Annotated in this window: 11 protein-coding genes; 5 read left to right on the forward strand and 6 right to left on the reverse strand. The window is 75.8% G+C overall.

Annotated elements, in window-relative coordinates:
• Positions 1-54 precede the first annotated feature (54 nt).
• From ABTY61_RS15825 to ABTY61_RS15835, 3 genes are read right to left on the reverse strand one after another with little or no spacing between them, the layout of a single operon-like run.
• On the reverse strand, positions 55-4239 hold the full coding sequence (locus ABTY61_RS15825) for an SDR family oxidoreductase (RefSeq protein ID WP_350505550.1): 4185 nt from the start codon (positions 4237-4239) through the stop codon (positions 55-57).
• Positions 4236-4835, reverse strand: a complete 600-nt coding sequence (locus ABTY61_RS15830; protein ID WP_350505551.1) for a DUF6309 family protein — start codon at positions 4833-4835, stop codon at positions 4236-4238. Before ABTY61_RS15830 ends, ABTY61_RS15825 begins: the two co-directional genes overlap by 4 nt.
• Positions 4836-4855: 20 nt before the next feature.
• Positions 4856-5653, reverse strand: coding sequence for a phytanoyl-CoA dioxygenase family protein (locus ABTY61_RS15835; RefSeq protein ID WP_350505552.1), 798 nt, complete (start codon positions 5651-5653; stop codon positions 4856-4858).
• Positions 5654-6116: 463 nt separating this feature from the next.
• Here ABTY61_RS15835 and ABTY61_RS15840 point away from each other — a divergent pair, with 463 nt between their 5' ends.
• The 5 genes from ABTY61_RS15840 (at position 6117) to ABTY61_RS15860 (ending at position 9492) form a co-directional block, all read left to right on the forward strand.
• Complete coding sequence (locus tag ABTY61_RS15840) at positions 6117-6788, forward strand: TetR/AcrR family transcriptional regulator (RefSeq protein ID WP_350505553.1); 672 nt, start codon at positions 6117-6119, stop codon at positions 6786-6788.
• A gap of 134 nt (positions 6789-6922) precedes the next feature.
• Positions 6923-7117 carry a DUF1918 domain-containing protein gene (locus ABTY61_RS15845; RefSeq protein WP_350505554.1) on the forward strand — a complete coding sequence of 65 codons (195 nt, stop codon included), beginning with the start codon at positions 6923-6925 and terminating at the stop codon, positions 7115-7117.
• A 59-nt stretch (positions 7118-7176) separates the two neighbouring features.
• Positions 7177-7887 carry a DedA family protein gene (locus tag ABTY61_RS15850; RefSeq protein ID WP_350505555.1) on the forward strand — a complete coding sequence of 237 codons (711 nt, stop codon included), beginning with the start codon at positions 7177-7179 and terminating at the stop codon, positions 7885-7887.
• Between the two features lie 180 nt (positions 7888-8067).
• Entirely contained in the window at positions 8068-9084 is a 1017-nt protein-coding gene (locus tag ABTY61_RS15855) for an MDR family NADP-dependent oxidoreductase (RefSeq protein ID WP_350505556.1), read from the forward strand.
• A gap of 15 nt (positions 9085-9099) precedes the next feature.
• Positions 9100-9492 (forward strand): MerR family transcriptional regulator, encoded by a 393-nt coding sequence (locus ABTY61_RS15860; RefSeq protein WP_350505557.1) that lies wholly within the window; start codon positions 9100-9102, stop codon positions 9490-9492.
• A gap of 7 nt (positions 9493-9499) precedes the next feature.
• Here the strand turns inward: ABTY61_RS15860 and ABTY61_RS15865 are convergent, their stop codons facing one another.
• Genes ABTY61_RS15865 through ABTY61_RS15875 form a run of 3 tightly spaced genes read right to left on the reverse strand, consistent with a single transcriptional unit; the run spans position 9500 to position 12488 of the window.
• Positions 9500-10714 carry an MFS transporter gene (locus tag ABTY61_RS15865; RefSeq protein WP_350505558.1) on the reverse strand — a complete coding sequence of 405 codons (1215 nt, stop codon included), beginning with the start codon at positions 10712-10714 and terminating at the stop codon, positions 9500-9502.
• The gene (locus tag ABTY61_RS15870) at positions 10714-11274 is read right to left on the reverse strand and encodes a GNAT family N-acetyltransferase (RefSeq protein ID WP_350505559.1); all 561 of its coding nucleotides are present in this window, start codon (positions 11272-11274) and stop codon (positions 10714-10716) included. The genes ABTY61_RS15865 and ABTY61_RS15870 overlap by 1 nt, the downstream gene beginning before the upstream one ends.
• The gene (locus ABTY61_RS15875; protein ID WP_350505697.1) at positions 11271-12488 is read right to left on the reverse strand and encodes a type III PLP-dependent enzyme; all 1218 of its coding nucleotides are present in this window, start codon (positions 12486-12488) and stop codon (positions 11271-11273) included. Before ABTY61_RS15875 ends, ABTY61_RS15870 begins: the two co-directional genes overlap by 4 nt.
• Positions 12489-12514: the final 26 nt, after the last annotated feature.

Below are 12514 nucleotides of genomic sequence, written 5' to 3' on the forward strand. Positions count from 1 at the left end.
GGGTTCTTCGGTGGGCTCTTCGGTGAGTCGGGGGGCTCGGGGCGGTGGCAGGGTTCAGCGGGGTGGCAGGTAGCCGGCCTCGGCGGCCCAGGTCTGTGCGGCCGTCCACCACTGCGGCGTCGGCGCGGCGAACCGGACGCCCAGCCGGTCCAGCACGGCGGTGGTGTAGGCGCAGTCCACCCGGACGTTGCGTTCCTCCTGCTCGGCCCAGGCGGCGGCCAGCCGGACGGCCGTCGGGTGCCGGCGCTCGGCCCGGGCGAGGGCGGCCGCGAAGGTCCGGTCGTCGGTGAGCCGGACGCGGTGGCCGTGCGCGGCGAGCCAGCCCACCAGTTCGTCGTGCGGCGTCGGGTACGGGGTCTCGACGTGGTAGGCGCCGGGCACGGCGTACGGGTCGAGGGCGATCGCCGCGATCCCGGCCGCCACCGTGTCCACGTGCGAGAACGCGAAGGCGGTGTCCGGCCGGCTGGGGGCGGCGCCGGCCAGCAGGTAGCCGTGGACGAGCTGGTAGATCCGGTTGTCGCCGGGGTTGGCCTGGAAGGCGCCGGTCCGGCTGTGCGCGGCGATGTGGCCGCTGCGGTACAGGAAGGCGGCGTGCCCGGTGGCCGCCCAGGCCCGGACGGCCTGCTCGGCGCGGTACTTGCTGCGCTCGTACGGGGTGCGGAACCGCTGGCCGATCCACAGGTCGGCCTCGCTGAACCGGCGCGGCGGGCCGTCCACCCCGCCGGCGACGGCCAGCGTGGAGACGTGGTGGAGCCGGGCCCGCGAGGCGTGCTCGTCGACCCAGCCGAGCAGGCGGCGCACCGCCGTGTGGTTGGCGCGCTCCAGGTCGTCGGGCGAGGCGACCAGCCGGACGTCCGCCGCCGCATGCACCACGATCCGGGCCTCCCGGGCCCGTGCCAGCCCGGCCGGGGAGAGGCCGAGGCCGTCCCGTTCGAGGTCCCCGGCGACGACGTGGGCGGCCCGCTCACCGGCCAGCCGCCGGACCGCTCCGGCGTCGTCGTCGGCCCGCACCAGGCAGGTGACCACGGCGCCGCGCCGCCGGAAGGCGTCCAGCAGGTGCCGCCCGAGGTAGCCGGTGGCGCCGGTGAGCAGCACCCGGGCGGGTTCGCGGACGGCCGCCCGGGCGGTGGGCGCCACCCGGGCGTGCAGCAGCTGCCCGGAGGTGGACAGCGGCGAGCGCCGCGGGGGCGCGGGGTGTGTCCCCGCCCCGGCGGCGACCGCGGCGGCGAAGCGGGCGGCGATCCGTTCGGCGGCGTGGTGCGCCACCGCGGGCCAGCCGTACACCAGGTCGGCGACCAGCCGGTCCTCCACCACCCGTGCGGTGAGCCGCAGCCGGTACAGCGGGTCGCCCCCGGCGCAGCGGGCCGCCCCGGCCTGCTCGTCGGCGACGGTCCAGTCCAGCGCGGGCTCCTCGGGCAGCCGGAAGGTGCCGAGGAAGTTGAACCCGATCGTCGGGCGCCCGTCCGCGGGGAGTCCGTCGGCGAGGAGTCCGTCGGCGGGGAGTCCACCGGGCGCGCCCATCGGGCGGACGGGCGCCTCGCGCAGCCGGCGCGCCGTCTCCTCCGGGCCTGCGGACGGGTCCAGGTCGAGGTGCTTGACGGCGGTGAACCAGCCGACGGTGTCCAGGTACTCGCCCTGGTCGCCGGTGGTGTCCCGGCCGTGGGTCTCGACCTCCACGGCGAGCCGGGGCTCCCCGTGCCACTGGGCGACGGCCCCGGCGAAGGCGTCGAGCAGGACGGCCTCCAGCCCGGCCCCGCCGCCGTACCGGGCGATCAGCCGCTCGGTGGCGTCGGCGTCCAAGGTCCAGCTGAGCGTGCCCGGTCGGACGGGCGGGCCGGATCCGGGGCCGACGGACGCAGGAGGCTCGACGGCGGGCGGAGGCGGCGCGGCCGTCGCCGCCCACCGGTAGAAGTCGGCCGTCGGCGGCAGGTCGGCCGGCTTCCGGTCGAGCAGCGCGCGGTAGGCGTGGGCGAGGTCGTCCAGCAGGATCCGCCAGGAGAGCCCGTCGACCACCAGGTGGTGGGCGATCAGCGCGAGCCGCTGGTCGGTGCCGGGCGGGCCGGTGAACAGGTGGGCGCGCAGCAGCCGTCCGGCCGACGGGTCGAGGCTGCGGTGGAGTCCGGTGCAGACCCCGGCGACGGTGTCGGCGATCGCGCCCGAGGCACGGGGGATGCGGGAGTGGGAGAGCGGGTCGAGGTCGGCGACCGCGAGCGGTTCGCCGGGGCCGTCCGGGCCGACGGGCCGGCGCAGCGCCGGGTGGCGTTCCAGGACGGCCGCCAGGGCCGCCGCGAGGGAGGCGGGGTCGACGGCGGTGCGGCAGCGCAGCAGCACCGACTGGTTCCAGTGCCGTACGTCCTGGACGGTCCGCAGGCCGTACAGCCAGCGCTGGGCGGGGGCGAGTTGCCCGCCGCCGCTGCGGCGGGGCGCCGGGAGGGCCGGGGCCGCCGGCTCCGCCGCCCCGGCCAGGGCGGCCGCCGTGGGGTGCCGGTAGAAGTCCTCGTAGGCGACCCGCAGTCCGGAGCGCCGCAGCAGGGCGATGGTGCGCATGGCGAGGATGGAGTCCCCGCCGAGGCCGATCACGTCCGCCCGGATCCCGACGCCCGGCAGGCCGAGCGCCCCGGCCCAGAACCGGGCGATCTCCTCGGCCAGAGCACCACCGTCGTCGGCCCCGGCGCCCCCGGCCGGCTCGGCCCGCTCGGAGACCAGCCGGCCCACCCACTCCCCCAACCGGCTCCGGTCCAGCTTGCCGTTCGGCCCGACCGGGAACTCCGGCAGCACCAGGACCGGCTGCGGCACCGAGTAGCCCGGCAGCCGGTCGCGCAGGTGGTCGACCAGCCCGGCGACGCCGACAGAAGGGTCCGACAGCCTCACCGCACCGACCAGTTGGCTCCCCAGGCCGGTCTCCCGCAGCAGCGCCGCGGAGCCGGCGACGCCGGGGTACCCGTCCATGGCCCGCTCGACCTCGGCGAGGTCGACCCGGTACCCCCGGACCTTCACCTGACGGTCCACCCGGCCGAGGAAGACCAGGTCGCCGTCCGCCCGCCGACGGCACAGGTCACCGGTCCGGTAGGTCCGCAGGCCGTCGCGCCGGACGAAGCCCCGGGCGGTCTCCTCGGGCCGCCCGAAGTATCCGGCGCTGACGCCCCGGCCGCCGATCAGCAGTTCCCCCACCGCGCCGTCGGCCACCGGCCGTCCGGCGCCGTCCACCACGGTGAGCAGCACCTCGCCGATCCCGCTGCCGATCGGCACGACCGGTTCCCCGGGGGGCAGTTGACGCGCGGCAGTGGCCAGGAAGCAGGTCGCGCCGACCGTGGTCTCGGTCGGTCCGTAATGGTTGACCAGGCACTCGGTGACGCCGTCGTCGAGCAGGGCGGCGGCGAGCCGGCGCGGCAGGGCCTCGCCGCCGAGCAGCAGGGTGCGCAGCGGCGGGGTGTCGGCCGGGCGGCCCTCCAGCAGGGCGGTCAGGTGCGAGGGGGTGGTCTTCAGGGTGTCGGTCCCGGCGCGGCGCAGGACGGCCCAGAAGGCACCGGGGTCGCGCGTCTCCCGGTCGGGCACCACGTGCACGGAGCCGCCGGTGGCGAGGGCCAGCAGCCAGGCGGTGTGCCCGAGGTCGGCGGCGAGGGTGGTGACGTGGGCGAGCCGGGGGGCGTCGGCCTCGGTGAGCCCGAGCCGGGCGGCCAGGGCGTGCGCGTAGTGGACGGCGTTGGCGTGGGTGACGGCCACGGCCTTGGGTTCGCCGCCGGATCCGGAGGTGAAGGACAGGTACGCGAGGTCCTCCCCGGTGGGCCCGCCGCCCTGCCAGGCGGGCCCGTCCGCCAGGACGTCGACCACCTCGGCGGCCGCCCCGCCGAGAGCGGGGCCGGCGCCGAGCCCGCTCTCGGTGGCGAGCACCCGCCGCACGCCGACAGCGGCCAGCCGCCGGGCCAGGTCCGCAGCCGACCACTCGGGGTCGGTCAGCACGGCGACCGCGCCGGAGCGCAGCACCCCGTGCAGCAGGACCAGCATCCGGGCGTCCCGGGGGCCGAGCAGGGCGACCCGGTCGCCCCGGCCGGTGCCGTCGGCAGCCAGGCGGGCGGCGATCCGCCCGGCGGCGGCGTCCAGCGCGCGGTGGTCGAAGGTGCGGACGCCGTCGCCGACGGCGGGCCGGTCGGGGTGGTTGCGGGCGAGGCCGGCGAGGAGGGCACTGAGCGAGCCGGTGGCGGGCGGGGTGGACCGGACGTGCTGCGTCGCGGAGGTCACGCCGATTCGTCCCCCGTCCGGGCCGTCCGGGCCGTCCGGCCCCGCCGCACCGGCTCGGCCGGGGCGCCGAGGACCGCCGGGTCGCCCGCCAAGTACCCTTCCAGCGAGGTGAGTTCATGCAGCCGTCCGGCCAGTTCCCAGGCCAGCATGCGGTGCAGGCCGTCGACGTGGATCAGCCCGCGGCGGACCACCAGGCCCGCGTAGTCGGGGTGGTCGACCGGCGCCGTGGCCAGGTAGAGCGCGGTGAACGGCGCCCCGCGGAGCAGCCGCAGCTTCGCCGCGCAGACCGGGTTGGCAGCCGTCCAGCCGGCGCCGCCGGAGCGGACGCGTTCGGCCGCCCGGGCGACGGTCAGCCCGGTGCGCGGGACGAGTTCGCGCTCGCCGCCCTCGCTGATGTGCCAGGGCAGGACGACGCCGAGGACGTCGGCCCGGGTGAGCCGGATCCGCCACCAGCCGCCGGGGATCCCTCGGTCGGCGCGTTCGAGGTTCTCCTCGCCGTACAGGTTGGTGTTGGCCTTGTGGGTCCGCTCCACCGGGTGGTCCCGCAGGTAGGCCCGGTGGACCTCGGAGTAGGCGACGGCGCTGACGATCTCCACGGCAGTGCTCCTCAGGCGGGTCAGACGGTTCCGGTGTACTCGGTGAAGTGGTGCTCCGCGAACAGGTCGGGCCACTGGCCGTCGGCCAGGTCCAGCTCCCGGGCCCGGGCGAGCATCTGCCGCCAATGGGGCTTCACCGGGCGCCAGCGCGCTCCGACCTGGCAGTAGGAGGCGTCGATGAAGTAGCGGGGCCGGCCGGGCCCGTCGGGCGCCGGTCTGCGGGTGTGGAACAGGGCCGAGTCGAGCAGCACGGTGGTGCCGGGCGCCAGCCGGTCGAGGACCACCTCGCCGGGCAGTTCACCGGTGCCGTGGTGGGCGTGGGCGCCCTTGTCGGCGGCGTCCCGGTGCGAGCCGGGCAGCACGGCCAGGCTGCCGACCGTCTCGTCCAGACCGCTGAGGTAGTGCAGCGCGTGGACCATCAGCAGCGACGGGTCGGAGCCGTCGTTGGGCTCGCGGTCGTGGTGCCAGGGCTTGCCGGGGATGTCGGGGGCCTGGCGGTCGCTGTGCAGGTGATGGAAGACGAAGGACCGGCCGATCAGCCCGGTCAGTGCCCGCAGCAGCGGCGGGTGGGTGAGCAGCTCGCCGTGGGCGGGAAGCTCCAGTTCCAGCAGCGGGGGCGGCCCGTGCCGCTCGGGGTCGGTGCAGGCGGCGATCGACCGGGCCCGCAGGCCCTCGTCCACCCATCGGTCCACCTCGGCGGCGAGGCGTTCGCGCAGGGCTTCCGGGAGGAGTCCGGGCAGGACCAGGTACCCGGACTCCAGGAACTGACGGCGGTGCTCGGCATCGAGGGCTTCACACCCGGTGGAGAACAGGGTCACCGTGTCGACCCCCTCCTTCCGTTCGACGGGACGCACAGCGGGACGGGGGACAGCAGGGCGGCGTACAACGGGACGCGGTACGGATGGAGATGGTGGAGGCACACGGGTCCGTCCTGACTTCGGGTGGCGGCGGTGTCGCCCGTCGTCGCCACAGACAGCTGGATGCGCGCGCGGAACGGCGTTCGGAACCGCGATCGGGTCCAGGACCGGACCCACGACCCGATCCACGACCGGACCCGTGATCGCCACGAAGAGCCAGGTGCCGGTCACGCAAGGTGATCCGCCCCAGGAGTATGAACCGGCCATCGCGTCCACGACAAGAGCAAAGCCAACCCGTGGACACCTTCCCGCCACCGTGCCGTTCAGCTCCGGCCACCAGTCGATTCCCGTCCCGACGGAAACACCGGCGCTCCCCCGCCCCGATGATTCGCCGTCGGAACAGCGGATGCGGCAGAGTTGCCGCATGAGCGTTGACGCCCGGAGTCTCCAGCACAGCCCCGGTCCGGCCAGGCGGCGGCCGGTCCAGCAGCGCAGCCAGGAGCGGTACGGCCGCATCCTGGACGCCTGCGCCGGACTGCTGGACGAGGTGGGCGCGACCGCCCTCACCACCAAGGAGGTCGCCCAGCGCGCCCAGGTGCCGATCGGCACGCTGTACCAGTTCTTCGCCGGCAAGGAGGACCTGCTGGCCGCCCTCGCCACCCGCAACCTCGACCACTACCTCCAGCGCCTGGACGACCGGCTGGCCGGCTCCGCCCCGGTCGGCCCGGCCGGGTTCACCGACCTCGCGGTGGAGGAGTTCGTCGCGATGAAGCGCGCGGTGCCCGGGTTCGGTCAGGTGGACTTCGGGCTCGCCGGCACGGCGGTCCCCTCCGGGGTGCGCGACGAGAAGCACCTGCTGGACTCCGGCGTGGACAACAACACCGCCGTCGCCCTGCGGCTGCAGGCCCTCGGCGGCGACCTGTTCGAGGCGGGCGACCCGGCGGCCACCACGCTCGCCCTGCGGGTCGCCCTGGAGGCGGCCGACGCGGTGCTGAAGCTGGCCTTCCGGGGGGACCCGCAGGGCGATCCGGCGCTGATCGCCGAATGCAAGCGGCTGGTGCGCGGTTACCTCGCGCAACAGCTGCCCGCCCGCTGACCGCCGCCCCACCGGTGCCGCGCGGCCCGTCCGCCCGAGGCGTTGCGCGCTCGCCGCGCCCGAAGCACAGTGGAAGCGGAACGGCGGATCGACCGCGGAGGCGGGGCGGCCGCCCCGACCCGAGGAGCACGACCATGCACGCAGCGGTAGGTGACCAGCTCCACATCCACAGCAGGTCGGTGGGCATGGTGGACCAGAAGGGCGAGATCGTCGAGGTACGCGGTACCAACGGGGAGCCGCCCTACCGGGTCCGCTTCGAGGACGGCCACGAAGGCCTGGTCTACCCCGGCCCCGACTGCAACATCGAATCCCGCAAGGCGGACCGCTGACCGACTCCGCCGCCACCCCGTGCCCTCGGGCGCTGCCCGGGGCGAGGTGGTGACGAGCGGTGCCCGCACCCACGACCCCGCTGCCCGGGGCGCTCGCCGGGCTCGCGCCACTGCTGGACCACTACGGGTACCTCGCGGTGGCGCTGCTCGTGCTGCTCGACAACTGCGGCGTCCCGGTGCCCGGGCAGACCGTCCTGGTGCTCGCCTCGGTCTACGCGGGCACCGGACACCTGGACTTCGCCGCCGTCCTGCTGATCGCGGGCACCGCCGCCACCCTCGGCAACATGCTGGGCTACCTGATCGGCCACACCGGCGGGCGCGCCTTCGTCCACCGCTGGGGCCGCTACGTGCTGCTCACCCCGGCCCGGATGGAACGCGCCGACGGCTTCTTCGCCCGGCAGGGCGGCAAGGTCGTCACGGTCGCCCGCTTCGTGGACGGGCTGCGCCAGTACAACGGCATCATCGCCGGGACGACCGAGATGCCCTGGCGCCGCTTCGCGGTCTTCAACCTGCTCGGCGCCGTGCTGTGGACGGCCGTCTGGGGCACCTTCGGATACGTCGCCGGCGCCAACATCGGGTCGGTGTACCGGACGGCGATCCGCTACCAGCTGTGGTTCGCCATCGGGCTCGGCCTGCTGGCCGCGGCGTTCCTGGTGCGGCAGGTGCTGCGCTACCGGCGCCGCACCCGGGAGGGCGCCGACGCCGGTTCCGCGGACCATCCCGACGCCGGTTCCGCGGACCATCCCGAGGACGGTTCCGCGGACGGCTGACACGGCGGGACCACCTCGAACGGCACCGCTCCCACGCCGCGTCAGACACCTTCCGCACGGCAGGGCTTGCCCTTGACGCATGCGTCAAGGGTTAGCGTCCGGGTGTTCCCGCGGCGGTCCCACCGCCGCGGGAACTCCCCCTTTCCCGCCTTCCCGCCTTCCCGCGCGAGGAGCTCCGCCATGCCCCTGCCCACCACCGCCCGCGTCGTCCGACTGGCCACCCGGCCCGACGGCCTGCCCGCCCCCGAGCACTTCGCCCTCGCCGAGGAGCCGCTGCCGGCGCCCGGACCCGGCGAGGTGCTGGTCCGCAACAAGGCCTTCCTGGTCTTCCCCGGCCTGCGCACCCTGATCGGCGGCGGCGGCACCGGCCTGCCGGTCCCCCACATCGCCCCCGGCGACGCCCTGTTCGGCCCGGCCCTCGGCGAGGTGCTGGCCGCCCCGGCGGACGGGCCGCTGCGCCCGGGCGACCTGGTCACCCACCTGTCCGGCTGGCGGGACCGACTGGTCGCCGACGCCGCCCACTTCAGCCCCGTCCCGGCGGACTTCCCGGACCCGCTCGCCCTGCTCTCCAGCCCGGCCGGCTACGGCGGGCTCACCCGCACCGCCGGACTCCGCCCCGGCGACGTGGTGCTGGTGACCGGCGCGGCGGGCGGCGTCGGCAGCCTGGCCGGGCAGATCGCCCGACTGCTCGGCGCCGGCCGGGTGATCGGCACCACCCGCTCGCCCGCCAAGGCGAAGCGGCTCACCGCCGAACTCGGCTACGACGCCGCCCTGGTGCCCGGCGAACGCCCGCTCGCCGAGCAGCTCGCCGAAGCCGCACCGGACGGTGTCGACGTCGTCCTCGACCTGGTCGGCGGCGACCAGCTCACCGCCGCCGTGAACGCGGCCCGGCGCGGCGCCCGGATCGCCGTGGTCGGGGCCCTGGCCGGCCAGCTCGACCCGACGACACCCGGCGGCGACGCCCCCGTGGTGATCGACGCCTTCCGGGTCTGCACCCTCGGCCTCACCCTGCGCGGCTTCACCGGCGTCGACCACCCCGAGCTGAACGCCGAATGGCAGGAGCACCTCGCCGGCTGGCTGCGCGCCGGGGAGATCACCTTCCCCCTGACGTCGGTCACGGGCATCGATCAGGCCCCGCATGCGTTGGTCAGGTTGTTCACCGGCGACACCTTCGGAGCGACCGTCGTCGAACTCTGACACCGAGGAGGCGGGATGCGGATCGGCGACGCGGCGGCCGCGGCGGGCACCACCCCCAGGGCCCTGCGGTTCTACGAGGAACGCGGCCTGCTGCGCCCGCCGTCCCGCACCCCCTCCGGGCAGCGCGAGTACGGCCCGGGGGAGGTCGCCCGGGTCCGGGCGATCCGCCAACTGCTCTCCGTGGGGCTGACGGTGGACGACCTGGTCAGCCGGGCGCACCGGTTCGACCTGCTCGACGAGGACCCGCCGGTGCGCTGCTCCGCGGATCCCGGCCACGAGGCCTTCGCCCCCGTGGTCTCCGCCCGCCTCGCCGCCCTGGACGCCGAGATCGCCCGGCTCTCCGACCTGCGCGACAAGCTCGCCCGGCTCGCCGCGACGGGGAGCGCCGACGTGCCGGGCGAGGGTTGAGGGGTGCTCAGCCGGTCTCGGCGGTGAGCCGGGGTTCCAGCGCGGGCGTGGCGGGCTGCGGCCAGGTGATCCGGGTGGCGCAGAGGGAGACGACCGCGGCTGAGGCGGCCACGGCGGCCATTCCCCAGACCAGGCTGGTGCCGCCGGCGATGAAGCCGATCACGGCGGGGCCGGCCAGCAGGCCGGTGGTGCCCATCGCGGCGACCAGGGAGAGCGCGTCGGAGCCCTGGCGGGCGGCGGCGACGTAGACGCACGGGGTGACGGCGGCGACGCCGAGGCCCACGCAGGCGAAGCCGAGCAGGGTGGGCACGACGCCGCCGGTCAGCAGCGCGAGGGCGAGGCCGAGGCCGGCCAGCAGGCTGCCGGTGCGGACGATCCGGCCGTCGCCGAAGCGGGTGCGCCAGCCGTCGGCGAAGATCCGGGCGCAGACCATCATCACCGAGACGACGGCGATGCCCAGGGGGGCGAGTCCGGCGCCCGCGTCCACCACGTCCTTGAGGTAGAGCGCCGACCAGTCGTTCATCGCGCCCTCGGTGACGGTGCCGAAGACCATCGCGAGGCCCATCCAAAGGGTGGCCGCGGCGGGCAGGGCGAAGCGGCGCGCCTTCTTCCCGGCCTGCTCCACCGGTTCGGCGGCTTCGGCCGGCCCCTCGGCCAGCAGCCCGGGCCGGGCGGCCGACACCAGGACCGCCAGCAGTCCGGCGGCCAGCCCGAAGTGGACGGCGAGGGAGCCGGTGAAGGCGTTGACGCCGGAGGCCAGCAGGGCGGCCAGCAGCGAGCCGGCGCTGAAGGTGGCGTGCAGCCTGGACATCGTGGTGCGCTCGAAGCGGGCCTCCAGGGCAGCGCCCTGGGCGTTCATCGCGACGTTCAGGCAGCCGACGGCGACGCCGTCGCAGAACAGCACCAGCAGGGTGACGGGATAGTTCGGCACCACCGACAGGGCGAGCAGGACCACCCCCAGGGCGAGCGCCGACAGCATCGAGAGCAGCCGGGAGCCGAACCGCCGCATCAGCACCGCGACCAGCGGGAAGGACACCGCCGCGCCGATCCCGCAGGTCATCAGCAGCAGGCCGATCTGGGCCTCGCCCAGGTCGAGCCGGGCCTTGAGCGCGGGCACCCGGGAGACCCAGGTCGCGTACTGGAATCCGAGGGCGAAGAACAGTGCGCCGATGGCCAGTTGGGAACGGCGGAACTCGTCGCGTGCGGGGGAGGTCATGTGCATCAGCCCACTTCGGCTCTGGGCGCGGATCCGGGGGTCGAGTCCGCGGGGTTCGGGGCGCGGTCCAGCGGCTTCGCCATGTAGACGGCCGCGGCGCCGTAGCTCGCGGGCAGCCCGATCTCGGGCCGGGCCCGGTAGCCCAGCGGGGTCCACAGCACCTCGGAGCCGCGTACGGCGACCAGCGAGAGGGTGCGGTGGCCGGCCGCCCGGCCGGTCCCCTCCAGGTGCCGCAGCAGCCGGGGGGCCAGACCCCGGCCGCGCGCCCGCTCGGCGATCACCAGGTCGTGGGCGTGCAGGTTGCCCTCCGTGGGCCGCACCACGGCGCCGCCGGAGGCCAGGCTGAGGTCCGGGCAGCGGAACAGCGGGTACGGCAGGGCGAGCAGGTAGCCGGCGAAGCCGTCGGCGTCCTCCAGCACGAAGCAGGTGGACGGCGAGGCGCGGTGCCGGGAGCGCAGCGCCTCGCCGCCCTCGGAGAGGCCGCTGGCGGCGTAGGCGCGTTCCTCGGCGGCGATCACGTCCGGCCAGTCCTCCTCGCGGAGCAGCCGGATCCGGGTGTCGGTCATGCCCGGCCCTCCTCGGAGCCGCCGCCGACGCAGGTGTACGGCAGCGGGGCGAAGCCGTTGAAGCCGCGGGTGGCGTAGGCGGTGGCGTAGGCGCCGCAGGAGTGGATCCAGACCGGGTCGCCGGAGGCGAGCGTGTGCGGGACGCGGACCGCGCCGTCCTCCTGGGCGTACGCGTCGTCGCTGTCGCAGGTGGGGCCGGCCACCACGGCGTTGACGAACTGCCCGCCGGGGTGGGTGGGGAACTCCAGGCGGTACTGCAACTGGTCCATCTCGTAGAGGCCGTTGAACTTTCCGCAGCTCAGGTAGAGCCAGTCCGCGCGGGTGCCGTCGAGCCGGTGGCGGGAGGAGAGCCGGGCGACGTGGGCGCGGATCGCGCCGTGGTCGGCGACCAGGTGGCGGCCGGGTTCCAGCACGAAGTCGAGCGGGGCGGCGTTGACGGCGCGCAGCCGTTCCATGCCTTCGCGCAGGACCGTGAACATCTTGTCCAGCGGCGGTTCCAGCGGCCGCCCGCGCCGGTCGAGGACGCCGAGGGCGGGCAGTCCGCCGCCGAGGTTGATCCGGTCCGGGGTGATGCCGCGCCAGTTGAGCGCCTCCAGCACGGCGGCCAGCGATTCGACCGCCGCGGCCCAGGCCTCGGCGGTCATCTGCTGGGAGCCGACGTGCACGGACAGGCCGGAGGGCACCAGCCCGGCGGTGCGGGCGGCGCCGAGCACCCGCAGGGCGTCCTCGGGCGAGCAGCCGAACTTGTGGCTGAGGCCCCACAGGGCGCCCTCGCCGGTGGTCGCGATCCGGCAGAACACCCGTGAGCCGGGCGCGTGTTCGGCGATCGCGGCGACGTCCTCCAGGCTGTCGGTGGCGAATTCGCGCACGCCCAGCCGGTAGGCCTCGGCGATGTTGCGATCGGACTTGATGGTGTTGCCGTAATGGACCAGCCCGGGGGCCACCCCGGTGCGCAGCGCCTGGGCGATCTCCTGCGGGCTGGCGGCGTCGAAGCCGGACCCGAGCCGGGCCAGGTGGCCGAGCACCTCGTCGACCGGGCAGGCCTTCATGGCGAACCGGACGGCGACGCCGGGCAGTTCGGCGCACAGGGCGGCGTACTGGCGGCCGATGCCGTCGAGGTCGTAGACGACGGTGTCCTCGGTGGCGGCGGCGAGCGCAGCGCGCAGGGCGGTGTGGTCGTGCTGGTCGGGGCGGGGCGCGCGGTCGGCGTGCACGGCGGCGGACGCGGTCGGGGCGCGGT

The sequence above is a fragment of the Kitasatospora sp. NPDC096128 genome (assembly GCF_040303105.1).
Lineage (GTDB): Bacteria > Actinomycetota > Actinomycetes > Streptomycetales > Streptomycetaceae > Kitasatospora.